Source organism: Sphingomonas sp. MA1305 (genome assembly GCF_016107325.1).
Classification (GTDB): Bacteria; Pseudomonadota; Alphaproteobacteria; order Sphingomonadales; family Sphingomonadaceae; genus Sphingomonas.
Genome location: NZ_RCVT01000003.1, coordinates 331,061 through 354,513 on the forward strand (window position 1 = coordinate 331,061; position 23,453 = coordinate 354,513).

The window sequence follows — 23,453 nt, forward strand, 5'->3', positions numbered from 1 at the left end:
GCGAAACGGCGTGGCGATCAGAACATTCCCCACAGCAAGGTGATGTTCAAGCCAATGATCGTCGCCGCGATGATCCAGGCTAGAGCGCGCAGCCAGATCGGGCCGGCGAACCGTCCCATCACGGTCGAGCGGCCGGTGAAGGCGACCAGCGGCACCACGGCAAACGGCAATTGCAGGCTCAGCACGACCTGGCTCAGCACCAGCAGCCGGGTCGCGCCGCTGTCGCCCGCCGCTCCGACGACGAGGACCGCCGGGACGATCGCGAGCAGCCGGGTGACCAGCCGCCGCAGCCAGACCGGCAGCCGGATGTCGAGGAAGCCCTCCATCACGATTTGGCCGGCGAGGGTTCCGGTGACGGTGGAATTCTGTCCGGAGGCGAGCAGGGCGATGCCGAAGACGATGCTCGCCGCACCGACCCCCATGGTCGGCGCCAGCAGGCGATAGGCCTCGTCGATATCGGCGACGCCGGTCTGGCCGCTGGCATGGAACACCGCCGCGGCAAGGATCAGGATGGCGGCATTGATGAAGAAGGCGAGGCCGAGTGCAAGCGTACTATCGAACGTTGCCAGCCGGACCGCTTCCGCCTTGGCCGCGTCATCGGCTTCGATCGCGCGCGTCTGCACGATCGAGGAATGAAGGTAGAGATTGTGCGGCATCACCGTCGCACCGAGGATGCCGATGGCGAGGTATAGCTTCGTCGGATCGGACAGGATGCCGGGTGTCGGCAGCAAGCCCGCGACGACACCGCCGACATCGGGTCTGGCATGGAACAGCTCGAACGCGAAACAGCCGGCGATGATCAGCAGCAGCGCGACGATGAATGCCTCGATCTTGCGAAAGCCGTAGCGCTGCAGGGCGAGGATCAGGAAGACATCGAGCGCAGTGACCAGAACGCCCCAGACGAGAGGCAGATCGAACAGGAGCTTCAACGCAATCGCGGTGCCGAGCACTTCTGCCAGGTCGCAGGCGATGATCGCAACCTCGGCCAGCGCCCAGAGGCCGAGCGTGACCGACCGGGAATACTGCGCCCGGCACGCCTGGGCGAGATCCAGCCCGGCTGCGATGCCGAGCCGGGCCGACAAGGCCTGCAGCACGATCGCCATCAGGTTGGACAGCAGAACGACCGAGAGCAATGTATAGCCAAAGGCCGAGCCGCCGGCGATGTCCGTCGCCCAATTGCCCGGATCCATGTAGCCGACCGCGACAAGAAATCCCGGTCCAAGGAATGCCGCCAACCGCCGCCCCGGTTTACCCCCGACCGGCACCACGACGCTACGGTGGCTGCCGATCAGCGAGGGGGCGGAAGCAGGTGGCATCGGCCGAATGTGTGGCGGATGATGGCACGATCGGCAAAGAGAATGTTTTGTTGTGCGGTGCGGAACCTTTTCGGCCGCCGCCTTCTCATGAGAAAAATGGGCCCTCACCTCGGCGGATCGGCTCTCATCATTTTGCTCGCTGGCGCGGATCGTGGCGTTGATGCCGGCGGGGGAGAAGCCGCCGGATTACGGCTGCACGATCTCGGTAGACGGGAGCCCGGCCGGCCTATAGCGGGTCGCCGGCTTGGCAGCGTTCGAGTTCGACGGGGTCGTGGGTACAGGTGATTGTGACCGCGTCGCGCCGTTCGATCGAGAGCGTCCGCAGCCGCTGCTGATTGGCGAGGCGGGCGACCCGATCGACCTCCATCAGCCGTTGATAGGCGCGCAGCCCCGGGGTGCAGCGCCGCTGCGCACTGCGCATCTCGCCGCGATAGAAATAGGCGTCGCCGGCATGAAGCAACCATCGGCCGTCGCCGACGCGGACCGCGACCCCGGCGTGCCCCCAGGTGTGGCCGGGCAGGGGCAGCAACAAAATTTCCGGCGGCAAGCCGTCCAGATCGCGGACCGCGTCGAAGCCGAACCACGGTTCCCCCCTTGCGCCATAGCCGCGCCAGCGCTGCACCTCGTCGATCTGGGCGGGGCGCCAGCGGTGGCGGGCGACGAAGTCGGCCCGTGGCCCGGTCGCATCGTCATATTCACGCTGCATGACATGGACCGTCGCGTGCGGAAAATCCTCCAGTCCGCCGGCATGGTCGAAATCGAGATGGGTGGCGATAATGTGCCGGACATCGTCGGCGCGATAGCCCAGCGCCTCGATCTGGCGCCGCGCGGTCTCCCGCTCGTCGAGCCGGATATTGAGCATCGCCCGCCACGCCGGGGTGATGCGGGGGTGGGGGTAATGGTGGGGATGGGCGACGTCGCGCAGGCCATAGCCGGTGTCGACCAGCACCAGGCCGTGCGCGTCCGTCTCGATCAGCAGGCAGTGGCAGACGATTCGCCCGAGCGGGCCGAGGCTGCGGCCGTCGAACAGGGCGCCGCCGAGCGGGCAGTCGGTGCCGCAGTTGAGGTGGTGGATTCGCATCGCGACGCTCCTGCCAGATCGCCGCCGGGCGACCGTTCCTGGCAGGTAACCTCCTGACATCGAACGGGATCAGCCGATGTTAGCCAGTCTGCGAGATTTGGGTCAGACCGGCGCCTTGCTCAACTCCACGTCGGGTCCGGCGCCATAATGATGCCAGGTGAAGATCGCGAGCGCGCCTCGGTGCGGGCGCCATGCCTCGGCAATCTGACGCACCAGCTTCTCGGAAGGACGGGTGTCGTGGCCGAGCAATTTGCCGATCTCGACCTGCACCGCCAGATCGCCGGCGGGCCAGACGTCCGGACGCCCCTCGGCGAACAACAGATAGATTTCCGCCGACCAGCGGCCGATGCCCTTGATCCGGACGAGTTGCGCAATCGCCTCTTCGTCATCGGCGGCCAGATGGTCGAGGTCGAGGCGACCGCTCGTCACTTCTTCGGCGAGGCTGCGCGCATAGGATGCCTTTTGCCGCGACAGGCCGGCCGCGCGCAGCGTCTCGTCGCTGGCGGCGAGGATGGTGTGCGGATCGCTGGGATTGCCGACCAGCGAGGCGAGCTTGGCATAGACCGCATTGGCCGACTGGACGCTGACCTGCTGTCCCAGGATCGTCCGCAGCAACGTATCGTAGCCGCGGGCGCGGATGCGCGGGGCGGGATAGCCGACGCGGGCGAGGCCCTCGGCAAAGGCGGGCTCGATCGCGCCGAGCGCATCGAGCGCATCGCGCAACTGTTCGGCGTTCAGGCCCATGCTTGATCCCGGACGGCGCAGGCGGCTAGGGCGCGGAGACGAATTCTGGAGAAGATCATGGCCAAGCTTATCGTCGTCACGCGGACGGGGGAAGAACGCGAAGTCGCTGGCGACACGGGGCTTTCCGTGATGGAAGTGATCCGCGACGGCGGCATCGACGAGATCCTCGCGCTGTGCGGCGGCTGCTGCTCGTGCGCGACCTGCCACGTCCACGTCGACCCCGCCTTCGCCGACAAACTGCCGCCGATGAGTGAGGACGAGAATGACCTGCTCGATTCGGTCGACGACCGTGACGCGACCAGCCGGCTGTCGTGCCAGCTGCCGTTCGGGCCGGCGCTGGACGGAATGCGCGTGACGATCGGCGCGGACGAATAAGACGTTGCCGAGCCCCTCCGACGACGGAGGGGCTCACGGGCGATCAGCGGGCCGCCACTGCGTAGAGCGCGATCGCCGCGGCGTTGGAGACGTTGAGGCTTTCGACCTTGTGGCTGATCGGCAGCTTGGCGAGCTCGTCGCAATGCGCCTCGGTGTTCTGGCGCATGCCCTCGCCCTCTGCGCCGAGCACGATGCAGATGCGCTGTTTGCCCATCGCCTGTGCCAGCGTCTGATTGGCGTGGCCGGTCAGGCCGATCCGCCAGAAGCCGGCTTCGGCGATCTCCTCCAGCGCACGGGCGAGATTGACGACGCGGACCCAGGGCACCGTCTCCAGCGCACCGGACGCCGAGCGGGCGACCGTGCCGCTTTCCGGCGGCGCGTGGCGATCCTGCGTGACGATGCCGAGCGCGTCGAACGCCGCTGCCGAGCGCAGGATCGCGCCGACATTGTGCGGGTCGGTGACCTGATCGAGCACGACGAGCGGGCGCTGGTCATCCTGCCCCTCGATCAGCAGGTCGCCCAGCCACATGTCTTCGAGCGGCTCGACCTCCGCGACCAGGCCCTGATGCGGGGCATCGGCGGGCACCAGCCGGCCGAGGTCTGCGACATCGGCGAAGGTCACCGGCAGCACCGGCGGCAGGTCGAGCGCGGCGAGCGCCTCGCGCGTGCCCCACAGCTTGCGCACGACGCGGTTCGGATTGGCGAGCGCCGCCGTCACCGCGTGACGACCCCAGAAGCGGGGACGGTTGGCGGTGCCGGTCGACGGACGGTGGCCACGACGCGCCATCAGCGGGAGCTCGTCATTTGGGAAAAGGCGGGATCAGTCATCATTGTCGCTATAGGCAAAGGGATCGGTGACCACCGGCCTGGTCGGCAGCGGCGGGCGAGGCAGCGCCTTGTCCGCATTGGCGGCGGAGAGCAAGACGCCGGCGAGCACGATCGATCCCTGGCGCATGTCCTCCGCCTTCAGGTGGTCGTAGGTGTCGATCGCGCTGTGGTGGATGCGGCTGCCGTAGTCGAGCGGGTCCTGGATGAACTGGAAGCCCGGCACGCCAACCTGTTGCATGAAGACGTGATCGGTGCCGCCGGTCTGGCGCGCGACGACGTTGCCGGCGCCCATTGAAGCGTAGGGGGCCAGCCATTCGCGGAAGATCGGCACCACCGCCGGGTTGTTCTCCGCATACAGGCCGCGCAGCTTGCCCGAGCCGTTGTCGATGTTGAAATAGGCGGCGAGGTCGCTGTAACCCGGCAGCGGCGTGATCGGCCAGCGATCGGAAAAGCCGTAGAAGCCCTTCATGCCAGCCGGCATCGCTTCGCCCGGTGCGCCGCGGCGGGCGAGATGCGCCTGCACATAGGCCATCGAGCCGAGCAGGCCCTGTTCCTCGCCCGCCCACAGGGCGAAGCGGATCGTCCGCTTCGGGCGCACGCCGCTCGCCGCGAGGATGCGTGCCGCCTCCATGATCTCCGCCGAACCCGCGCCATTGTCGGCCGCGCCGTCGCCGGCGACCCAGCTGTCGAGATGCGCGCCGGCCATGACATAGCCGGCCTTCGGATCGGTGCCGGGGATCTCGGCGAAGACGTTGTACGCCTGCTGGTCGCTGTCGTCGAAGCGCACGTCGCTGGTGATCTCCAGCGTCGGCGCCGGACCGACCTTGGCCAGGCGAGCGAGGCGCAGATAATCCTCCTGCGCGATCTGCACCGAAGGCAGCGACGCCGTTTCGCCCGTGCCGAACAGATAGCCTTCGCCGGAGACGAGCTTGCCGTCGCGATAGGCCATGGTCGCGATCGCCACCGCGCCCTCGCTCTTCAGGAAGGCATCGAGCTTCTTGGTGAAGTCGAGCCGCTTCAGGCGGCGGTCGGTCGCGGCGGGATCGTAGGTCGGCTGCTGGAACTGGTCGAGCTTGCCGATGTCCTCGCCGGACAGGCGCTTGAACGGCGCGTCGGTCGCATCGCCTGCGGCACGGGGCAGGGTGACCATGACGATCTTGCCGGTCAGCTGGCCGTGATATTTCGCGAAGTCGCGTTCGGTGCTGATCGGAGCGACGACGACAGGCGCGGTGATCGTGCCGTTGGTCGCCGGCGTCCAGGCGACCGGAATGGCGGTCAGCTGCACCGCGCGCGGAGTCACCATGCGGACACTGGCGCGCTCGATCGACCAGCCGCGTCCGAAGGCGAAGCCTTCCTTGTGGACGTTCTTCAGTCCCCACTCGCGGAACTTGGCCTCGGTCCAGTCCTCCGCCCGACGCATCGCCGGCGAGTTGGTCAGGCGCGGGCCGATCACATCCGACAGATGCTGCGCGATCGGCATCACCTCGCTGTGGTTGGTGCCCTGATCGATGATCGCGTTGACCGCGCCGCGGTCCTGCGCGGTGGCGGCGCTGGCGAGCGCTACGGCGGACACGGCAAACAGCAGGTGACGCATGATATTCCCCCCGGGTGTTTCGTTGCCGAGGGTGCTAAGGTCCGCTGTCGGACGATGCAAGCATGCCGTTGACAGGGGCGTTCGGCTTCGCCAATAGGCCGCCTCCGCTTCGAGGGAAGCGACACCCCGGAAGGGTGGCCGAGTGGTTAAAGGCAGCAGACTGTAAATCTGCCCACGCAAGTGTACGCTGGTTCGAATCCAGCCCCTTCCACCATCGATCCGACATCGAGGGAGCAAGCGGGACGGCGCCGAGAGCGGCGGGCGACCCGTTGCCGCGCGCGAGTCTTGACAGAATTGTCGCCTGGATGTTGCGAATGGCGCATCTGTCGCGACAGTAAATTACACGATGAGAAAGAATCGGGTGAGCGCTGCATACGGCGTAGCGGCACGCGCGCGTGTAGGACAGCGCGGTTTTTGGGTCGCCTTGACCTTGGCGTCGACATACATCGTCCCCGACTTCGTCAGCGCCAGCCCGGCGAAGGCCGGGTCGTAGGGTCAGCGCCAGCCCGGCGAAGGCCGGGGCTCAAGTGCGAGTCCGCTGTGGTCAGCGGATACGCTCCGTCACCTGGGCCTTCTCCTCTGGAGCCCGGCGTTCGCCGGGTGATCCCGGTGTGGATGCTTGGCCCCTTTTGGTTAGTCGGGGACGACGCGACCGACCGCTTATTCGCCGCCCTGTACCGACAGATCCTCGGTGAGCTGGTCGTGAAGCGCGTCGGTATCCTTGTCCGACCGGACCGAATTCTGGGGGGCTGCCGGCTTCGCGCCGTCTTCGTCCACTTGTGCGGCGAGGGGTGTTTCGCCGGTGGTGTGCTGCGGCTGCATCGCTGCGCGCTGCGGAGTGTCGGTGATCGCGTCGGTGATCGGCTGATGGTCGGTCATGATTGTCTCCTGGCTGTTGCTGACGAACGCGTGGCGGCACGGATCGGCCGCTCCGGCCGCAAAATTCATGTTTATCTGTTTTAATTCAGGGGTGTAACGGTTGGAACGGGCAACCGTCGCGGCGGTTGGGCGGGCATTCGACTAGAGGAGATGCCGATGTCCGACGCCCGTGAAGGCCTGAGCGACGACGCGCCGCTGTCCGCCTCCAAACAGGCCCATGCCGCCGATGCCGCGACCGACGCGCTGGTCGAGGGCAAGGGCTCGTCGGTGGTCGGCCGCGCCGTGACGATCAACCGTCCGGTGGCAGAGGTCTACGGCTATTTCCGCGACTTCCAGAACCTGCCGAGCTTCATGGAGAATGTCGTGTCGATCACCGTCGGCGACGCGCAGCGTTCGCACTGGGTGGTCAAGGCGCCGGGCGGTTCGACCGTCGAATGGGACGCGCGCATCACCGCCGAGGAGCAGAACCGCTTCATCGAATGGACCTCCGAGCCGGGCGCCGACGTCGCCAACAGCGGCCGTGTCGAATTCCGCGACGCCGGTGCGCGCGGCACGGTGGTGAGCGCGACGATCGCCTATGATCCGCCAGGCGGCATCATCGGCAAGGTGATCGCCAAGATGTTCCAGCGGGAACCGGCGATCCAGGCCCGTCGTGACCTGCGCCGCTTCAAGCAGTTGATGGAAACCGGCGAGATCGCGACCCCCGCGATGAATCCCAAGCAGTTCGAGGAGATGGGCCTGTGAGAGCGCTGGCTTGGCATGGCAAGCATGACGTCCGCATGGACACGGTGGACGATCCGGAGATCGTCAATCCGCGCGACTGCATCATCAAGGTGACGTCGACCGCGATCTGCGGATCGGACCTGCATCTCTACGACGGCTATATTCCGACGATGCAGGCGGGCGACGTGCTCGGCCATGAATTCATGGGCGAAGTGGTCGAGGTCGGCGCCAAGTCGACGCTGAAGAAGGGCCAGCGCGTCGTGGTGCCGTTCACCATTTCGTGCGGCAGCTGCTACCATTGCAACAAGCACCAATATTCGGCCTGCCCGAACGGCTTGCCCGCCGACAATCAGGACATTGCCATGTCCTTGTACGGGCAGGAGATGTCGGGCCTGTTCGGCTATAGCCACATGACCGGCGGCTATGCCGGGGGACAGGCGGAATATGTCCGCGTGCCGTTCAGCGACGTCGGCCCCATCGTGGTCCCCGATGGGGTCGACGACGACAAGGTGCTGTTCCTGTCCGACATCCTGCCGACCGGTTGGCAGGCGGCGGAATATGCGCAGATCGAGCCGGGCGATACCGTCGCGGTGTGGGGCTGCGGCCCGGTCGGGCTGTTCGCGGTACAATCCGCCTTCCTGATGGGCGCCGAGCGGGTCATCGCGATCGATCACTTCCCGCATCGCCTTGAACTCGCCAAGCGCTTCGGCGCGGAGACGATCAACTTCGAGGAAAGCGCCACCTATGAGGCGCTGATGGAGATGACCGGCGGCATCGGCCCCGATGCGGTGATCGACGCCGTCGGGCTGGAGGCGCACGGCCTGTTCGTCGACAATGTCATCGACCAGATCAAGGCGTCGACCTTCCTGGGCACCGACCGGCCGCATTCGATCCGCCAGGCGATCATCGCCTGTCGCAAGGGCGGGCGGGTGTCGATGCCGGCGGTCTATGGCGGCTTCGTCGACAAGTTCCCGCTCGGCGCCTTCATGGAGAAGGGGCTGACGCTGAAGACCGGCCAGACCCACGTCCAGCACTACATGCCCGCGCTGCTCAACGCGATCATGGAGGGCAAGATCGACACCGAATTCCTGATCTCCCACCGCATGCCGCTCGAGGACGCGCCCAAGGGCTACAAGATGTTCCACGACCAGCAGAACGAGGTGACGAAGATCGTGCTGAAGCCGGGCATGGCGGCGGCGGCGTGACAGCTGAACGTCATCCCCGCGCAGGCGGGGATCCAGAGACGCTGACGGTGCGGCTCTATCAAGGACGTAAGCGTGTCTGGATTCCCGCCTTCGCGGGAATGACGAAGGAGAGGAGTGAAGGGAATGGCCGATAAATTCGCGATCATCACCGGGGCCTCGACGGGCATTGGCTTCGAACTCGCCACGCTGGCGGCGAAGAACGGCTACGACATTCTGGTCGTCGCCGACGAGCCGTTGATCGACGCCGCCGCGGCGGACTTCAAGCAGTTCGGTACCGAGGTACGCTCGGTGCAGGCGGACCTGTCGACGATCGACGGCGTCGATACGCTGCTGAGCGCGACCAACGGGCGGCAGGTTGACCTGCTGTGCGCCAATGCCGGTCACGGCCTGGGTCGCGCCTTCCTCGACCAGGAGGTCAAGGACTGGCGGCTGGTGGTCGACACCAACATCACCGGCACCACCTATCTCCTCCAGAAAGTGCTGCGCGACATGGTCGCGCGCAATGACGGCAAGGTGCTGGTGACCGGCTCGATCGCCGGCTACATCCCCGGCGCGTTCCAGGCGGTGTACAACGGCACCAAGGCGTTCATCGACAGCTTCGTCGCGGCGATCCAGAACGAGATCAAGGATGCCGACGGCGTCACGCTGACCAATCTGATGCCGGGGCCGACCGACACCGAATTCTTCGCCCGCGCCGACATGCTCGACACCGACGTCGGCACCGATCCTAAGAAGGCGGACCCGGCCAAGGTCGCGCAGGACGGCTGGGACGCGCTGATGGCGGGCAAGGCGGCGGTCGCCTCCGGCCTCAAGAACAAGCTGCAATCGGCGATCGCCAACGTCACGCCCAATGCGGTGCTGGCGGAGCAGCATCGCAACATGGCCGAGCCCGGCACCGCCAAGAACTGAACCAAGCAGGAGGACCGACAATGAACCGCATCCTTACCGCCGCCGCCATCGCGGCCATCCCCTTCGCCGCCGCCGTGGCGCAGACGCCGATGAGCGGCATGACCTATGTCGCCAAGGCCGGCGCCGGCGACCAATATGAGATCCAGTCGAGCAAGCTGCTGCTGCAGACGACGCAGAACGCCAAGCTGCGCAGTTTCGCCAACATGATGATCCAGGATCACACCAAGAGCACCGCCGAGGTCAAGGCGGCGGCGCAGCAGGCGCGCATGACCCCGCCGCCGCCGAAGCTCGATGCGATGGGCACGCGCGACGTCGCCGCGCTGCGCGCCGCCAAGGGCACCGCCCGCGACCAATTGTACGTCACCCAGCAGAAGGCAGCGCACCAGCGCGCGCTGGCGCTGCACCAGGGCTATGCCGCCAGCGGCACGGTCGCACCGCTGAAGGCGGTTGCGGCGAAGGTCGCGCCGGTGGTGCAGACGCACATCACCGAACTCCAGTCGATGTAAGGCGGCGCAGCGCCGCAAGGTTCGTCGCGCGGACGGGACGGGGCATGCTTGCGCACCCCGTCCCGTTTCGTTTAAGGGCTCAACCCTCGATGGCGATCCGCCCTCGCGGGTATAGCACAATGGTAGTGCAGCAGCCTTCCAAGCTGAATACACGGGTTCGATTCCCGTTACCCGCTCCATCGCCCCACGCGGCCTGACTGGCGGTTCCGAACCGAAGCCATGCGGCTCTTAATTTCCTCGGCGGCATAGTTCACGGCTTGCTTACCACTGCCGCGCTAGCACAGCCGGCATGTATCACGATCCGGCGCTCGCGGCGCCTATCCAGCAGGCGAAGCGGCCGGCGTCCGCGGTGAGCAGCGGGGTCGGACTGGCGGGGCTCGTCGGCTTCGCGCTGTGGGTGAGCGTCGCGCGCCATGTCGGCATGGACGGACCCTATGCGGCGCTGGTCGCGCTCGCCGCCTGCGCGATGCCGATGGTCGGCTGGTCGCTGATCGTCGACACGGTGCACCGGCGCGCCAGCACCGGCATCGACTGGACCCTGCCGCGCGAACGGCGGGCGACGCTGGACGTCAGCCTGACCAAGCTGTTCGGCCTGTACGCGACCTGGGCGGGGATCGCGCTGATCTATTGCATCTGCCGCTTCTACTGGCGCGGGCCGTTCGCCTTCGCGATGGAATGGCTGGCGCGGGCGATGCCGTTCGTCGCGGTGCTGGCGGTGCCCTATGTGCTGTGGCTCGACCGGCGGCTGGTGGACTCACGCGACGGCGCCTGGCATTTCGGCACCTGGCTGTCGGGCCGGTCCGGCTGGCAGGCGGAGGCGATCTACGGCCATCTGCGGGCCTGGGCGGTGAAGGCTTTCTTCCTCGCCTTCATGCTGGCGGTGGTGCCGGGGGGCTGGAGCGATCTGATCCGCACCGACCTGACCCAGGCGGTGCGCGATCCGGTCGCGCTGACGCAATGGCTGATCGGCCTGATGTTCAGCGTCGACGTGATGTTCGCGACGGTCGGCTATGTGCTGACGCTGCGCCCGCTCGACGCGCATATCCGCAGCGCCAATCCGTTCGCCGCGGCGTGGACGGCGGCGCTGATCTGCTATCCGCCCTTCATCCTGATGGAGAGCGGCGGTCCGCTCGATTATCACCCCGGCACCCAGGATTGGGCGACCTGGTTCCAGTGGCATCCCTGGCTGCTCGCCGGCTGGGGGGCGATGCTGGTCGCGCTGACCGCGATCTACGCCTGGGCGACGGTGGCATTCGGCCTGCGCTTTTCCAACCTGACCAACCGCGGCATCCTGACGCACGGTCCCTATGCGCTGTCGCGGCACCCGGCCTATTTGTCGAAGAACCTGTTCTGGTGGGCGTCGACGCTGCCGGTGCTGACCACGGGCAGCGTCGTCGACGCGGTGCGGGCGACGGCGCTGATGGGGGTGGTCAGTGGCGTCTATTACTGGCGCGCCCGGACCGAGGAGCGGCATCTGCGACTCGATCCGGATTATGTCGCCTACGATGCCTGGATCGCCCGCCATGGCGCGGTGCCGCGCTTCCTGCGCTGGATGGTAGCGCGCTGACCTCCCTGCCGGCGTGACGCGCGCGGAAGGTCGCAAAGGTCTCACCTGTGCGCCTTCGCGACCCGACCTCCCGACTTCGGAAAGTCTCGAAAGTCGCACCGGTACACGGCCGTCCGGCCGCGGAAGGTCGCAAACGTCTCAGCCGAGACGAATGGGGGCGGCGCCTGTGATCGACGATAAGAAAGAGCCGCGGTCAGCATAGCCGCCGCGGCCCGTGTAGGACAGCGTCAGAAGCTCGCCTCGGCATAGACGTGGGTGATGTCCTGCCGCCAGTCGCCGTTGTAGCGGTCGAGCAGCCGCTGGGCCGGCACCTTGCCGCTGCGCACCACCTCGCGCAGCGGGTCGAGAAAGCCGGTCTCGTCGTCGCCCGCGGCATTGAGGCGGCCGCGCGCGGCGAGGCCCCCATGGGCGATGTCGAGCACCTGGCCGGCGATGTCGAGGAGGCGCCCGCCACCGGGCAGCGGCGCGTCGAGGCCGAGGCGCGGCACCGCATCGCGCAGCGCCTGCCGCTCGGCGAGGCTCCAGCCCTTGACCAGGTCCCAGGCGGCATCCAGCGCGCCCTGGTCGTAGAGCAGGCCGACCCAGAAGGCGGGGAGGGCGCAGATGCGGTTCCACGGCCCGCCGTCGGCGCCGCGCATCTCGAGGAAGGTCTTCAGCCGCACTTCGGGAAAGGCGGTGGAGAGATGGTCGTTCCAATCGTCGAGCGTCGGCTTCTCGCCGGGCAGGACGCTGAGCTCGCCCTTCAGGAAGTCGCGGAACGACAGGCCGGCGGCATCGATATACTGGCCGTCGCGGTAGACGAAGTACATCGGCACATCGAGCATGTAATCGGCGTAGCGTTCGTAGCCAAAGCCGTCCTCGAAGACGAAGGGCAGCATGCCGGTGCGTGCCGGATCGGTGTCGGACCAGATATGGCTGCGGAACGACAGGAAGCCGTTGGGCTTGCCTTCGGTGAAGGGCGAATTGGCGAACAAGGCGGTGGCGAGCGGTTGCAGCGCCAGGCCGACGCGGAACTTCTTCGCCATGTCGGCTTCCGACGCATAGTCGAGGTTCACCTGGATCGTGCAGGTGCGCAGCATCATGTCGAGGCCGAGGCTGCCGACGCGCGGCATGTGGCGCAGCATGATCGCATAGCGGCCCTTGGGCATGATCGGCAGCTCGGCGCGCGCCTTGTCGGGCCACATGCCGAGGCCGAGGAAGCCGAGGCCGAGCCGCTCGCCCGCCTCCTTGACCTGGCGCAGGTGCCGGCCGGTCTCGGCGCAGGTCAGGTGCAGGTTCTCGAGCGGCGCGCCGGACAGTTCGAACTGGCCGGCGGGTTCCAGGCTGACGCTGCCGTCGGCGCCGGTCAGCGCGATGAGGTTGCCATTCTCCTCGACCGGTTGCCAGCCGTGGCGTTGCAGGTCGGTGAGCAGGTCGCGAATGCCGCCGGCCTCGTCCCACGACGGGGCACGATGATCGGCAGTACGGTAGACGAACTTCTCGTGCTCGGTGCCGATCCGCCAGCGTTCCGCGGGCTTCTCGCCGCGGGCGAAGCTGGCGATCAGCTGGTCGCGCGACTCGATGATCGGCGAGTCCTTCTGAATGTCGGTCTTGGTCGTCATGGCGCGGGCCTTACGCGGGGATGAACGGAGGCGCCAGAGACCAAAGTTAAGCCTCTGATACGGCCGGATTCGCCCAATCGCCCGCCGCCGCCATCCACACCGATACCGCCGCCGCCGCCGCGGTATCGGCGCGCAGGATACGGGGGCCGAGACCGATGCCGACGGCGGCCGGATGGGCGCGGATCGCGGCACGTTCCTCGTCGGTGAAGCCGCCTTCCGGCCCGATCAGGATCGCCGCCGGGCCGGGCCGGGCGCGCATCGCGTCAAAGGCCGCGACGCCGCCGGTCTCGTCGGCGAAGAACAGCGCGCGCTCCTGCGGCCAGTCGCGCAGCAGCGCGGTCAGCTTGGCGGGCTCGGCAAGGCCGGGCAAAGCGGTGCGGGCGCATTGCTCCGCCGCCTCCACCATATGGGCGCGCAGCCGGTCGAGCTTGAGCTTGTCGACCACGGTGCGGCTGGTCAGCACCGGGACGAGCCGGTCGACGCCCAGTTCGCAGGCCTTTTCGGCGAGCCAGTCGATGCGGCCCTTCTTGAGCGGCGCGGCGACCAGCCACAGGTCTGGCACCGGCTCGCGCGGGCGCAAATGGTCGGTGACCTCGACGGTCAGGTCGCGCCGGCCGACGTCGCGGGCGATGGCCAGCCATTCGCCGCTGACGTCGTCGCACAGCTTGACCGGGTCGCCGACCGCGAAGCGCAGCACGGAAAGCAGATAATGGGCGGGCGGCCCGTCGAGGCGGAGCGGGCCGGGGGCGAGCGGCGCCTCGACGAACAGCCGCGGCGTCGATTGCGGCGGCCAAGCGGGGGTGGCGGTCACTTCATCCTCCGGCGGCGCTGGCGCGCCCATAGCTTGCGCAGGACGATCAGCACGAGCAGCGCCGCGGCGGCGGCCGCGACCACCGCGACCGTCACCACCCCCGCCACGCGCAGGATCGCCCAGAACAGCGCCTCCACGAAACGGCCCACCGCTACCGACAAACCGATCATGCCTGAGGACGTGCACGATATTTGCGGCTGGCGCGAGGCAACAATTTATCCTCCCCGGCACGGGGAGGATAGGGTCTTGCGGTCGTCACATCGGCGGGGGAAGGAGCGGCATGGCCACCTCTACTCCCGAGATCGTCCCCGACAGCGAGCATAAAGGCCTTGTCGGACAGCTGCCGCAGCCGTTGCGCGGCCTGGCTTTGCTGGCGCGATTCGACCGGCCGATCGGCTGGTGGCTGCTGTTCTGGCCGGGCGCCTGGGCGGTGGCGCTGGCCGGCGGCGCGATCGCGCGCTGGCCGCTGATCCTGTGGATCCTGGTCGGCAGCATCGCGATGCGCGGCGCCGGCTGCGTCTACAACGATATCGTCGATCGCGACCTCGACGCGCAGGTGGCACGGACGCGCAGCCGGCCGATCCCGAGCGGGCAGGTGTCGCTGCGCCTCGCCTGGGGCTGGCTGATCCTGCTCTGCCTGATCGGGCTGGTCGTGCTCGTCCAATTGCACGGGTTGGCGATCGGCGTCGCGCTCGCCAGCCTGGCGCCGGTCGCCGCCTATCCCTTCATGAAGCGTATCACCTGGTGGCCGCAGGCGTGGCTAGGTCTCGTCTTTTCCTGGGCGGCGCTGGTCGGGTGGAGCGAGGTGACGGGGTCGCTGTCGCTGCCGATCTGGCTGCTCTACGCCGGGTCGATCTTCTGGGTGATCGGCTATGACACGATCTACGCGCTGCAGGATCGCGAGGACGATGCGCTGATCGGGGTGCGCTCGTCGGCGCTGCGGATGGGCGCGCATGTCCGCGGCGGCACGGCGCTGTGCTATGCGCTGGCCCTGTTGTGCTGGTCGGGGGCGATGTGGAGCGTGCGGCCCGATCCCGTCGCGGTGCTCGCCCTGGCGCCGATGGCGGTGCATCTGATCTGGCAGGTCGCGACGCTGCACCCGGACGACGGGGCAGGGGCGCTGCACCGGTTCCGCAGCAACCGCTTTGCGGGGTTGCTGCTGTTCCTCGCCTGTCTGGTGGTCGGCAGCGCGTAACAACTTAGCCCCTCCCCTGAAGGGGAGGGGCGTGTGTCCGGTTACGCCGCGGCGACCGATCCTCCGCCCCAGCCGCGGTTGGCGAGGGCGGGGGCCTCGTCGACGGGGAGCGGGCGGCCGAAATAATAGCCCTGTACCTTGGTGCAGCCGAGGTCCTGGACCATGTGATGCTCGGCCTCGGTCTCGACGCCCTCCGCGGTGGTCGCCATGCCTAGGCTCTGCGCCAGCGCGACGACGGCGCGGATGATCGCGATCGCCTCCTTGACCCCCTTGGACGCGCCCTGGACGAAGCTGCGGTCGATCTTGATCGACGAGAAGCGGGTGCGCGACAGATAGCCAAGGCTGGAATAGCCGGTACCGAAATCGTCGAGGCTGAGCCGCACGCCGAGGTCGAGGATGCGTTCCAGCACCTTGGTCGCGCCGAGCCCCTCATGCATGAAGACGCTTTCGGTCACTTCCAGCTCGAGCCGCTCGGGCGACAGGCCGGAAGTGGCGAGCGCGCTGGTCACCACCTGGACGAAATTGGGGTTCTGCAGCTGGTCGGGCGAGACGTTGACCGCGACGCGCACCTCCGACGGCCAGCCCGCCGCCTCGTGACAGGCGGTGCGCAGCACCCATTCGCCGATCGGCTGGATCAGCCGCGCTTCCTCGGCGAGCGGGATGAACTTGGCGGGCGAGACGTTGCCGAACTGCGCGCTCTGCCAGCGCAGCAGCGCCTCGAAGCCCTTCAGGCCGCCGGTGCCGGCATCGACGACGGGCTGGTAGTTGAGGTGCATCTCGCCCTTCTCGAGCGCCTGGCGCAACGCCATTTCGAGGACGCGGCGCTCCTCCGCCTGGACGTGCAGTTCGGGCTCATAGGCGTGATAGACGCCGCGGCCGGCATCCTTGGCGCGGTAGAGCGCGAGATCGGCGGAGCGGATCAGCATCTCGGCGGTGCGGCCGTCGCGCGGTCCCATGGCGAGGCCGACCGAGGCGCCGATATAGAGCGTGTGCTGGTCGACCTCATAGGGGCGGGACAGCGTTTCGATGATGCGGCGGGCGAGCTTCTCGACCTCGGCGGGATCGCGGGCGTCGCGGACGACGACGGCGAATTCGTCGCCGCCCAGCCGGCCGCACATCTCGTTCTGGCTCATCAGCTGGGCCAGCCGCTCGGAGACGCGCCCCAACAGGCGGTCGCCGATCGGATGGCCGAGCGTGTCGTTGACCGCCTTGAACCGGTCGAGGTCGATCATCATGAAGGCGCAGCGGCCGCCCCATTGTTCGGCGTCGCTCATCGCGCGCTGCAGCGTCTCGTTGACCATGACCCGGTTGGGCAGGCCGGTCAGCGTGTCGAACCGCGCCATGCGGTTGATCTTGTCCGCCGAGGCGCGCTGTTCGGTGACGTCGGAGCCGACGCCGCGGAAGCCGCAGAAGCTGCCCGACGGGTCGAAGCGCGGCGAGGCGGCGAGTTCCCACCAACGTTCCTCGCCGCCGACCGTCACCGGCAGGCGCAGGTCGCGGAAGCTTTCGCGGCTCTTCAGCTTTTCCGCCAGCGTGTGCAGGCCGGCGGCAAAGGTGCCCGTCTCCCAGCTCGGCCCGGCGAGCACCTGGAGGAACGGCATGCCGTTGATCGTGACGGGGTCGAGGCCACAGGCGAAGGCGAAGCGCGGGCTGGCCTTGACGATGCGGCGCGCCGAATCGGTCTCCCACAGCCAGTCGGCGTTGGTCTCCTCGAACTCGCGCAGCAGCAGGCTGACCGTCTCGTCGCGTTCGCCGAGCGCCATCTGCACGCTGCGAATCGCCACCATCGCCCGCGCGCGGTGGACGCAGGCGACGATCAGCAGCGCGGTGAATAGACAGGTCGCCGCCGCCTCGGCATAGCCGCCGGAGATCAAGAGCTTGACCGACACCGCCGTGCCCAGCCCGCCGAGGAAGGCGATCGTCGCCAGGGCGAGCGGCGCCATCGCGAACGAGCCGGCGGTCATCAGCACCGACAGGATCATCCACAGCGCGTAAGCGGTGGCGGAGGCCGGTCCGCTGATGAAGACGATCGGCGCGATCGACCAGGCGAGCGCCAGCGCCGCGCCCTCCACGCCGGTATTCCGCAGCTCCGTGGTCGTGGCATAGCCGTCGGAGCGATGGTGAGTCGCCAGCCGGCGCATCGCCACCGCGATCGAAACGACCGCGACCAGGCCGGCCCAGGCGCCAAGCTGCCAGTGCGGCACCAGCGGCGCGAACAGTCCGACGGTGAGCGCGGCGGCGACCAGATTCGCCCCGAGCAGGACGATCGCCATCTGCCGTCCGGCATGCAGCTGCGCGGCGCGAATCCGCGCCCACTGCGCCGCATCCGCGCCGTCGCTGAGGCCAAGCAGTTGCGCGAAACGGATCGCGGCGGGGTCGGAAGGGGCGGTATCGTTCGTCACGCGCCGGAGTCTATCGCCCGGCTGGTTGACGCATGGTTGAGAGATCAGGACTTTTTGATCAGGCCCAGCATATCGGTTTCGCGTCCGAGAGACCGGGCAGGGTCCGACCGCCGTCCCCCGGAGCAGGTCCGGAGGTGGCGGAAGCGGCGCCGACCCGTCGCCGACGCCGATGTCCGGAGCGACGCGCCGGTCGCGCCGGCGTCAGGCGGCGATGTCGTAGGGCTTGATGTCGCCCGACAGATAGAGGTTGCGCGCCTTGGCGCGGCTGAGCTTGCCGGAGCTGGTGCGCGGCAGCGTGCGCGGCGGGATCAGTTCGATCACGCAGTTCATGCCCGTCACCGAACGGACGCGCTCGCGAATCTCCTCGCGCAGCCGCTGGCGCTCGTCCTCGTCGCTGCTGCGGCACTGGACCAGCACCGCCGGCGTTTCCTCGCCCCCCGGCGTGGTGATGGCGAAGGCGGCGATGTCGCCCGCCTTGAACCCCGGCAACTGCTCCACCGCCCATTCGATGTCCTGGGGCCAGTGGTTCTTGCCGTTGATGATGATCATGTCCTTGGCGCGGCCGACGATATAGATGTAGCCGCCCGACATATAGGCCATGTCGCCGGTGTCGAGCCAGCCGTCGGTCATGCACGCCGCGGTCGCGTCCGGATCGCGGAAATAGCCGACCATGACGCTCGGGCCCTTGCACCACAATTTGCCGATCGCGCCCTCGGGCAGCGGCGTGCCGTCCTCCTCGCGGATCTCGACGGTCATGTCGCGCACCGGTTTGCCGCAATTGACGATCGCGCGAAAACGCTGCGGGCGGGGGCCGTCGTTGGCGGCGAGCGACGGTTCGTCCGACCCGCCCGACAGCTGCGTCTCCTCGACCAGCTCGACGCGGATGCCCTCGCCGGGCGGCATGATCGACACCGCCAGCGTCGCCTCGGCCAGGCCGTAGCTGGGCAGGAAGGCGGAGGCCTTGAAGCCGGCATCGGCAAAGGCGTCGACGAAGGCCTGCATCACGTCGGGGCGGATCATGTCGGCGCCATTGCCGGCGATCCGCCAGCGCGACAGGTCGAACCGGTCCGACGCCTTGGTCTGCGACGACATGCGGCGGGCGCAGATGTCGTAACCGAAGGTCGGCGAATAGGAGAGGGCGGTGCCGTCGTGGCGGCTGATCAGATCGAGCCAGGCGAGCGGCCGCCGCGCGAAATCCTCGGTCTTCAGATAATCGGTCGAGACCTGATTGGCGATCGGCGACAGGAAACAGCCGACCAGGCCCATGTCGTGATACCAGGGCAGCCAGCTGATGCAGCGGTCGGTGCCGTCGATCTCCATGCCGTGGCTGTGCGCGGCGAGGTTGTTGAGCAACTGATGATGGGTGATCGCGACGCCGTGCGGGAAGCGCGTCGAGCCGCTGGAATATTGCAGATAGGCGATGGCGTCGCCCGATGCCTGGGGCAGGGTCGTCTCGGGCGCGTCGGACCGCGCGAATTCGGCCCAGTCGATGCCCTGCGTGCCCGCCAGCGCCGCGGCCTCGGCCGCAAAGGCGGCGAGTTCGGGCGGGTAGATCAGCATCCTGGGTTCGCAGCTGGCGAGCTGGACGCGCAATTGCTCGATGTACGAATCACGGCCGCCGAAGCTGGTCGGCAGCGGCAGCGGCACCGGCCAGGCGCCGGCATAGACCGCGCCGAAGAACAGCGCCGCGAAATCGGGGCCGGTTTCGGCGACCAGCGCGATGCGATCCTCTGGCTGCACGCCCGCGGCGATCAGCCGACGCGCCATCGCCAGCGCATCCTCGCGCAGCTCGGCGAAGGGATAGGGACGGGTCAGCGTGCCGCGCGCATCGTGGAAGTTGAGGCCGCGCCGGCCGCTGGCGGCATAGTCCAACGCGTCGCCCAGTGTCACGAAATCGGCATAACGGCGGGGCAGTTCGTCCAGCGTCGGCGTCGGAGTCGGCGCAAGCTGGGGAGGAAGCTGCTCGGTCATTCGGTCGGTCCTGTTCACTCGTGCGCCCGTCGCCAGGGCTCCATCACTACGCCGCCCGTCACGACGGCAAGCGTTCTTTTTCTCGCGCCACTGTGGCAACAACAAGGCCATGACGCGCTTCCGCTCCGCCGACCGCGATCGCGATGGTCCCGACGCCCCATCGCGGCGAAGGTTGCCGCCGCCGCTCGATGCCGCGGCGCTCGACCGGCTGGCGCTGCGCTACGTCGAACGGTTCGCGACGACGCGCGGCAAGCTCGCCGACTATCTGAGGCGCAAGATCCGCGAGCGGGGGTGGGACGGGCCGGCCGCCGATCCCGCCGCGGTCGCCGAGCGTATGGCGTCGCTGGGCTATGTCGACGACCGCCTCTATGCGGAGAGCAAGGCGGCGGCGCTCGGCCGGCGCGGGCTGGGCGCGCGGCGCATCGCACTGGCGCTGCGCGCGGCGGGGATCGAGACCGCCGATGCCGATCATGTCGCCCCCGCCATTGCGGAGGATGCGGAGGCGGCGGCGGTGCGCTTCGCTCGGCGCCGGCGGCTTGGCCCGTTCGGCCCGCCGCCGATCGACCGGGCGGCGCGGGAGAAGCAACTGGCCGCGATGCTGCGCGCCGGACACCCCGTCGACCTTGCCCGGCGGGTGCTGGCGGCCGCATCACCCGACGAATTGGCGCAAAGCGGGTAAAAAGCACTAGGTAAACGGGTCTTTCGCAATTGCGGTAGCGACGCAACGTGCTAGCGTGGCGGCAACAGGGGTGCAGTGATGCGTAGCGAGCCGCAACAGGAGGGCGACGAGCACGGTGGGGGCGTCATGCCCGCCGAACCTGTCGTCGTGCGAGGAACGATCAAATGGTTCGACGGCACGCGCGGCTTCGGCTTCGCGGTGTCGGAGGATCCGGCGATCGGCGATGTCTTGGTCCACTTTTCGGTCCTGCAGCCGCATGGCCGGCGCAGCCTGCCCGAAGGCGCACGCGTCGAGGCGCTGGCGGTGCAGCGTGGCCGCGGCTGGCAGGCGCGCGAGATCGTCGCGATCGACCTGTCGCAGGCCGTCGAGGAGGCGCCGCGCCCGCCGCGCGGCGGCAGCGACCGCGTCGACCCGGTCGCCCTGATCGATGCCGCCGGCGCATTCGAGCCGACCGCCGTCAAATGGTTCAACCGGCTGAAGGGCTACGGCTTTCTGGTTCGCGAATCCGACGGCAGCGACGTGTTCGTCCATATGGAGACATTGCGCCGCGCCGGAATCGCGGTCATCGAGCCGGACCAGCCGCTGCGCGCCCGTATCGTCAGCGGGCGCAAGGGGCCGCTGGCGGTGATGGTCGAGAGTGATGAGGCACAATGATCGGTAGCAAGGCGCTGATCGCGATCGTCGCGGTCCTTGGCATCGGCGGCGCCGGCGTCGCGGTGCAGCAGGGCGTGTTTTCCGGCAAGCCGGACAGCGTGGCCGACGCCAAGGCGCCGCTGGCGGTGACGATCGCCTCTGCCAACGGTCCGCACCGCTTCACCGTCGAGCGGGCGGTGACCGCGCCGGAGCAGGAGCGGGGCTTGATGTTCCGCACCGACCTGACACCCGATGGCGGCATGCTGTTCTGGCCCTATCCGGCCGGCGGCGGCGGGCCGCGCGAGGCGAGCTTCTGGATGAAGAACACGCCGACGCCGCTCGACATCATCTTCATCCGCCCCAATGGCACGATCGCGACGATCGCCGAAAATGCCGTGCCTTACTCGGAAACGCCGATCCCGTCGGGCGAGCCGGTCGATGCGGTGCTGGAGCTGGTCGGTGGCCGCAGCGCCGAGCTGGGCATTGCCGCTGGCGACAAGGTGAGCTGGGCGGGGCGCTGACGTCCAATCCGTCCGGCACCGGCGCGACGGTCGAGCCGTGCCAGAGCCGGCCATGGCGGCAGCGTACCGGAATCTCGGTTGAAGCGCGCGGCGGGGGCGGGTAAGCGCTGGGGCCATGGGCATCAACCTCAATCCCTTCACCTGGTGGAACGGCGCGACCTGGGGCACCGTCCTCTACGGCCTGCGCGGCATGAAGCAGGTCGGCACCGATGAGCTGGGCAACGTCTATTGGGAAGGCGGCAAGGATACCGCCGGCCGCGCGCGCCGCTGGGTCATCTATGAGGGCGCGAACGATGCCAGCCGGGTGCCGCCCGATTGGTTCAGCTGGCTGCACCACCATATCGACGACGTGCCCGATCGCGCGCTGCCGCCGGCGCGGCCGTGGCAGAAGCCAGCGATGCCGAACATGACCGGCACGCCGCTGGCCTATCGACCGAGCGGCGCGCTCGAGAAGGGCGGGCATCGCCAGGCCGCGACCGGCGATTACGAAGCCTGGACGCCGGAAGGGTGACACGCCGCTGGCTGGCCGCCGCCGTGCTGGTGGCGGTGCTGGCGCTGGCCGGCATATTCGGCTGGCGCGTCTATCGGGGCGGTGAGGGCGCGGCGACCTCGTCCGTGGTCGCGACCCAGGACATCGGTCCCGCCCCGCGCGACGCCGCGGCGAACGGGATCGAAACCGTGGCGGGGCCGGACGAGGCGGTGCCGACCGGCGGCACGCCGATGGCGGAACGGGTCGCGGTGGTCGGCCTGCTCAACAAGCGCAACGGCGTCGCCCGCGAGCTGACCCTGAAGCCGGGTCAGGCGGTACGGGTCGGCGACGCGATCGTGCGGCTGCGCGCCTGCGAGAAGACGGCGCCGTGGGAGCAGGATCCGCTGACCGGCACCTTCGTGCAGCTCGACGTGCGCGGCAGCGACAAGCACTGGCGCCGCTATTTCTCCGGCTGGCTGTACAAGGAACGGCCGGGGCTCAACGTCGTGCCCCATCCGGTCTACGACGTCTGGGCCAAGAGCTGTGCGATGAGCTGGCCGGCGACCGGCCCGGACACGGTGTCGCTCAACGCCGTCGCCGCCGGCAATCGATCGAGCGCCCCGAAATCGGCAGCGGCCGATGCCAACGACGATGCCGCCGATGGCGAGGCGGACGGCGGCGCGGCGGCAACCCCGTCGAGTGCCCCGCTCAGCAATGCGCAATAGGCGTCACGGCTGATCTCCACCGCGCCCAGCGATTCGAGGTGCGGGGTCTGGAACTGGCAGTCGAGCAGTTCGAAGCCGCCGACGCGTAGCCGGGCGACCAGCCAGGCGAGCGCGACCTTCGACGCATCGGTCCGCCGGCTGACCATCGATTCGCCGAAAAAGGCACGGCCGAGCGCCAGGCCGTAGAGGCCGCCGACCAGTTCGTCGCCGTCCCAGCATTCGATCGAATGCGCGAAGCCGAGCCGGTGCAGGGTAACGAACACCTGTTCGATGCCACCGTTGATCCAGGTTTCCGGCCGGTCCGCGACGCTTTCCGCACACAGGCGCAGGATCGATTCGAACGCGGTGTCGGCGGTGACGCGGAAGCGGTCGCGGGCGATCGTCTTGCGCAGCGAGCGCGACAGGCGAAAACCGTCGAGCGGCAGGATCGCGCGGGTGCGCGGCTCCACCCAATAGACGCTGTCGGCATCACGCCGATCCGCCATGGGAAACACCCCCATCGCATAGGCGCCGAGCACCGTTCTTGGGTCGAGCATCTGCATGGTCGCCCGCAAGGTGGCGGCTGGGCGCGGCGATGGCAAGGCGTTGCGTCGGTTGGGCGGATGGGCCGCATTAGCGGCCGTTAGGCTACTGATAGGACATATCTATTTCCTATTTTGAAGCGGTAGTGTTGCGACGTCGCAACATTTCGTAACAATCTTTACCACCCCATTGCCAAT

23 protein-coding genes, 2 tRNA genes and 1 pseudogene are annotated in these 23,453 nt (G+C 68.3%); 14 read left to right on the forward strand and 12 right to left on the reverse strand.

Going from position 1 to position 23,453, the window contains the following annotated elements:
• Positions 1–17 precede the first annotated feature (17 nt).
• The 3 genes from D9601_RS14465 to D9601_RS14475 all read right to left on the reverse strand — a co-directional run bounded on the left by D9601_RS14465 (position 18) and on the right by D9601_RS14475 (position 3,141).
• Positions 18–1,316 (reverse strand): Nramp family divalent metal transporter, encoded by a 1,299-nt coding sequence (locus D9601_RS14465; RefSeq protein WP_198354737.1) that lies wholly within the window; start codon positions 1,314–1,316, stop codon positions 18–20.
• Positions 1,317–1,542: 226 nt separating this feature from the next.
• Complete coding sequence (locus D9601_RS14470) at positions 1,543–2,397, reverse strand: MBL fold metallo-hydrolase (RefSeq protein WP_198354738.1); 855 nt, start codon at positions 2,395–2,397, stop codon at positions 1,543–1,545.
• 102 nt (positions 2,398–2,499) lie between these two features.
• A complete protein-coding gene (locus D9601_RS14475) occupies positions 2,500–3,141 on the reverse strand; it encodes a DNA-3-methyladenine glycosylase family protein (protein ID WP_198354739.1) in 642 nt (213 codons plus the stop codon).
• Between the two features lie 57 nt (positions 3,142–3,198).
• On the opposite strand from D9601_RS14475, the gene D9601_RS14480 reads away from it, so the two are divergent.
• Positions 3,199–3,516 (forward strand): 2Fe-2S iron-sulfur cluster-binding protein, encoded by a 318-nt coding sequence (locus D9601_RS14480; protein WP_198354740.1) that lies wholly within the window; start codon positions 3,199–3,201, stop codon positions 3,514–3,516.
• A gap of 43 nt (positions 3,517–3,559) precedes the next feature.
• Here D9601_RS14480 and rlmB read toward each other — a convergent pair whose 3' ends face one another.
• Together rlmB and D9601_RS14490 are read right to left on the reverse strand one after the other, a co-directional pair.
• Complete coding sequence (gene rlmB / locus D9601_RS14485) at positions 3,560–4,303, reverse strand: 23S rRNA (guanosine(2251)-2'-O)-methyltransferase RlmB (RefSeq protein WP_198354741.1); 744 nt, start codon at positions 4,301–4,303, stop codon at positions 3,560–3,562.
• A gap of 33 nt (positions 4,304–4,336) precedes the next feature.
• Positions 4,337–5,938, reverse strand: coding sequence for a M20/M25/M40 family metallo-hydrolase (locus tag D9601_RS14490; protein ID WP_198354742.1), 1,602 nt, complete (start codon positions 5,936–5,938; stop codon positions 4,337–4,339).
• Between the two features lie 128 nt (positions 5,939–6,066).
• Between D9601_RS14490 and D9601_RS14495 the strand changes: the two genes are divergently transcribed.
• Positions 6,067–6,152, forward strand: a tRNA-Tyr gene (locus tag D9601_RS14495).
• A gap of 446 nt (positions 6,153–6,598) precedes the next feature.
• Here D9601_RS14495 and D9601_RS14500 read toward each other — a convergent pair.
• Positions 6,599–6,817, reverse strand: coding sequence for a hypothetical protein (locus D9601_RS14500; RefSeq protein ID WP_198354743.1), 219 nt, complete (start codon positions 6,815–6,817; stop codon positions 6,599–6,601).
• A gap of 156 nt (positions 6,818–6,973) precedes the next feature.
• Here D9601_RS14500 and D9601_RS14505 point away from each other — a divergent pair, with 156 nt between their 5' ends.
• The 6 genes from D9601_RS14505 (at position 6,974) to D9601_RS14530 (ending at position 11,727) form a co-directional block, all read left to right on the forward strand.
• A complete protein-coding gene (locus tag D9601_RS14505; RefSeq protein ID WP_198354744.1) occupies positions 6,974–7,561 on the forward strand; it encodes an SRPBCC family protein in 588 nt (195 codons plus the stop codon).
• Positions 7,558–8,745: a zinc-dependent alcohol dehydrogenase gene (locus D9601_RS14510; protein WP_198354745.1), complete on the forward strand. Its 1,188-nt coding sequence runs from the start codon at positions 7,558–7,560 to the stop codon at positions 8,743–8,745. Before D9601_RS14505 ends, D9601_RS14510 begins: the two co-directional genes overlap by 4 nt.
• Positions 8,746–8,868: 123 nt before the next feature.
• On the forward strand, positions 8,869–9,654 hold the full coding sequence (locus D9601_RS14515) for an SDR family NAD(P)-dependent oxidoreductase (protein WP_198354746.1): 786 nt from the start codon (positions 8,869–8,871) through the stop codon (positions 9,652–9,654).
• A 20-nt stretch (positions 9,655–9,674) separates the two neighbouring features.
• Entirely contained in the window at positions 9,675–10,160 is a 486-nt protein-coding gene (locus tag D9601_RS14520; protein ID WP_232474229.1) for a DUF4142 domain-containing protein, read from the forward strand.
• Between the two features lie 105 nt (positions 10,161–10,265).
• Positions 10,266–10,339 (forward strand) — tRNA-Gly (locus D9601_RS14525).
• A 110-nt stretch (positions 10,340–10,449) separates the two neighbouring features.
• Complete coding sequence (locus D9601_RS14530) at positions 10,450–11,727, forward strand: methyltransferase family protein (RefSeq protein ID WP_198354747.1); 1,278 nt, start codon at positions 10,450–10,452, stop codon at positions 11,725–11,727.
• 227 nt (positions 11,728–11,954) lie between these two features.
• Here the strand turns inward: D9601_RS14530 and D9601_RS14535 are convergent, their stop codons facing one another.
• From D9601_RS14535 to D9601_RS14545, 3 genes are read right to left on the reverse strand one after another with little or no spacing between them, the layout of a single operon-like run.
• On the reverse strand, positions 11,955–13,328 hold the full coding sequence (locus tag D9601_RS14535; RefSeq protein ID WP_198354748.1) for a glutamate--cysteine ligase: 1,374 nt from the start codon (positions 13,326–13,328) through the stop codon (positions 11,955–11,957).
• Between the two features lie 46 nt (positions 13,329–13,374).
• The gene (locus D9601_RS14540) at positions 13,375–14,139 is read right to left on the reverse strand and encodes a 16S rRNA (uracil(1498)-N(3))-methyltransferase (RefSeq protein ID WP_198354749.1); all 765 of its coding nucleotides are present in this window, start codon (positions 14,137–14,139) and stop codon (positions 13,375–13,377) included.
• Positions 14,136–14,309, reverse strand: coding sequence for a hypothetical protein (locus D9601_RS14545; protein WP_198354750.1), 174 nt, complete (start codon positions 14,307–14,309; stop codon positions 14,136–14,138). Before D9601_RS14545 ends, D9601_RS14540 begins: the two co-directional genes overlap by 4 nt.
• A 110-nt stretch (positions 14,310–14,419) precedes the next feature.
• On the opposite strand from D9601_RS14545, the gene ubiA reads away from it, so the two are divergent.
• Positions 14,420–15,334, forward strand: coding sequence for a 4-hydroxybenzoate octaprenyltransferase (gene ubiA, locus D9601_RS14550; protein WP_198354751.1), 915 nt, complete (start codon positions 14,420–14,422; stop codon positions 15,332–15,334).
• Positions 15,335–15,375: 41 nt separating this feature from the next.
• Here ubiA and D9601_RS14555 read toward each other — a convergent pair whose 3' ends face one another.
• Entirely contained in the window at positions 15,376–17,736 is a 2,361-nt protein-coding gene (locus D9601_RS14555; RefSeq protein WP_332838013.1) for a putative bifunctional diguanylate cyclase/phosphodiesterase, read from the reverse strand.
• A gap of 201 nt (positions 17,737–17,937) precedes the next feature.
• Positions 17,938–19,707, reverse strand: coding sequence for a fatty acyl-AMP ligase (locus tag D9601_RS14560; protein WP_198354752.1), 1,770 nt, complete (start codon positions 19,705–19,707; stop codon positions 17,938–17,940).
• 109 nt (positions 19,708–19,816) lie between these two features.
• Between D9601_RS14560 and D9601_RS14565 the strand changes: the two genes are divergently transcribed.
• From D9601_RS14565 to D9601_RS14585, 5 genes and pseudogenes are all read left to right on the forward strand, one after another.
• The gene (locus D9601_RS14565; protein ID WP_198354753.1) at positions 19,817–20,386 is read left to right on the forward strand and encodes a regulatory protein RecX; all 570 of its coding nucleotides are present in this window, start codon (positions 19,817–19,819) and stop codon (positions 20,384–20,386) included.
• A 78-nt stretch (positions 20,387–20,464) separates the two neighbouring features.
• Positions 20,465–21,040, forward strand: coding sequence for a cold-shock protein (locus tag D9601_RS14570; protein ID WP_232474230.1), 576 nt, complete (start codon positions 20,465–20,467; stop codon positions 21,038–21,040).
• Positions 21,037–21,540, forward strand: coding sequence for a DUF192 domain-containing protein (locus tag D9601_RS14575; protein WP_198354754.1), 504 nt, complete (start codon positions 21,037–21,039; stop codon positions 21,538–21,540). The genes D9601_RS14570 and D9601_RS14575 overlap by 4 nt, the downstream gene beginning before the upstream one ends.
• Positions 21,541–21,655: 115 nt before the next feature.
• Positions 21,656–22,051 carry an NADH:ubiquinone oxidoreductase subunit NDUFA12 gene (locus D9601_RS14580; RefSeq protein ID WP_198354755.1) on the forward strand — a complete coding sequence of 132 codons (396 nt, stop codon included), beginning with the start codon at positions 21,656–21,658 and terminating at the stop codon, positions 22,049–22,051.
• A 209-nt stretch (positions 22,052–22,260) separates the two neighbouring features.
• Positions 22,261–22,494 (forward strand): annotated as a pseudogene (locus tag D9601_RS14585) (DUF2155 domain-containing protein); the annotation flags it as partial.
• A gap of 35 nt (positions 22,495–22,529) precedes the next feature.
• Here D9601_RS14585 and aat read toward each other — a convergent pair.
• The gene (aat, locus tag D9601_RS14590; RefSeq protein WP_198354756.1) at positions 22,530–23,276 is read right to left on the reverse strand and encodes a leucyl/phenylalanyl-tRNA--protein transferase; all 747 of its coding nucleotides are present in this window, start codon (positions 23,274–23,276) and stop codon (positions 22,530–22,532) included.
• Between the last annotated feature and the right edge of the window lie 177 nt (positions 23,277–23,453).

Excerpts from the sequence above, each read along its gene's own strand:
- D9601_RS14465 (WP_198354737.1), bottom strand. The coding sequence starts at position 1,316 with ATGCCACCTGCTTCCGCCCCCTCGCTGATCGGCAGCCACCGTAGCGTC.
- D9601_RS14470 (WP_198354738.1), bottom strand. The coding sequence starts at position 2,397 with ATGCGAATCCACCACCTCAACTGCGGCACCGACTGCCCGCTCGGCGGC.
- D9601_RS14475 (WP_198354739.1), bottom strand. The coding sequence starts at position 3,141 with ATGGGCCTGAACGCCGAACAGTTGCGCGATGCGCTCGATGCGCTCGGC.
- D9601_RS14480 (WP_198354740.1), top strand. The coding sequence starts at position 3,199 with ATGGCCAAGCTTATCGTCGTCACGCGGACGGGGGAAGAACGCGAAGTC.
- rlmB (WP_198354741.1), bottom strand. The coding sequence starts at position 4,303 with ATGGCGCGTCGTGGCCACCGTCCGTCGACCGGCACCGCCAACCGTCCC.
- D9601_RS14490 (WP_198354742.1), bottom strand. The coding sequence starts at position 5,938 with ATGCGTCACCTGCTGTTTGCCGTGTCCGCCGTAGCGCTCGCCAGCGCC.
- D9601_RS14500 (WP_198354743.1), bottom strand. The coding sequence starts at position 6,817 with ATGACCGACCATCAGCCGATCACCGACGCGATCACCGACACTCCGCAG.
- D9601_RS14505 (WP_198354744.1), top strand. The coding sequence starts at position 6,974 with ATGTCCGACGCCCGTGAAGGCCTGAGCGACGACGCGCCGCTGTCCGCC.
- D9601_RS14515 (WP_198354746.1), top strand. The coding sequence starts at position 8,869 with ATGGCCGATAAATTCGCGATCATCACCGGGGCCTCGACGGGCATTGGC.
- D9601_RS14520 (WP_232474229.1), top strand. The coding sequence starts at position 9,675 with ATGAACCGCATCCTTACCGCCGCCGCCATCGCGGCCATCCCCTTCGCC.
- D9601_RS14530 (WP_198354747.1), top strand. The coding sequence starts at position 10,450 with ATGTATCACGATCCGGCGCTCGCGGCGCCTATCCAGCAGGCGAAGCGG.
- D9601_RS14535 (WP_198354748.1), bottom strand. The coding sequence starts at position 13,328 with ATGACGACCAAGACCGACATTCAGAAGGACTCGCCGATCATCGAGTCG.
- D9601_RS14545 (WP_198354750.1), bottom strand. The coding sequence starts at position 14,309 with ATGATCGGTTTGTCGGTAGCGGTGGGCCGTTTCGTGGAGGCGCTGTTC.
- ubiA (WP_198354751.1), top strand. The coding sequence starts at position 14,420 with ATGGCCACCTCTACTCCCGAGATCGTCCCCGACAGCGAGCATAAAGGC.
- D9601_RS14560 (WP_198354752.1), bottom strand. The coding sequence starts at position 19,707 with ATGACCGAGCAGCTTCCTCCCCAGCTTGCGCCGACTCCGACGCCGACG.
- D9601_RS14565 (WP_198354753.1), top strand. The coding sequence starts at position 19,817 with ATGACGCGCTTCCGCTCCGCCGACCGCGATCGCGATGGTCCCGACGCC.
- D9601_RS14570 (WP_232474230.1), top strand. The coding sequence starts at position 20,465 with ATGCGTAGCGAGCCGCAACAGGAGGGCGACGAGCACGGTGGGGGCGTC.
- D9601_RS14575 (WP_198354754.1), top strand. The coding sequence starts at position 21,037 with ATGATCGGTAGCAAGGCGCTGATCGCGATCGTCGCGGTCCTTGGCATC.
- D9601_RS14580 (WP_198354755.1), top strand. The coding sequence starts at position 21,656 with ATGGGCATCAACCTCAATCCCTTCACCTGGTGGAACGGCGCGACCTGG.
- aat (WP_198354756.1), bottom strand. The coding sequence starts at position 23,276 with ATGCAGATGCTCGACCCAAGAACGGTGCTCGGCGCCTATGCGATGGGG.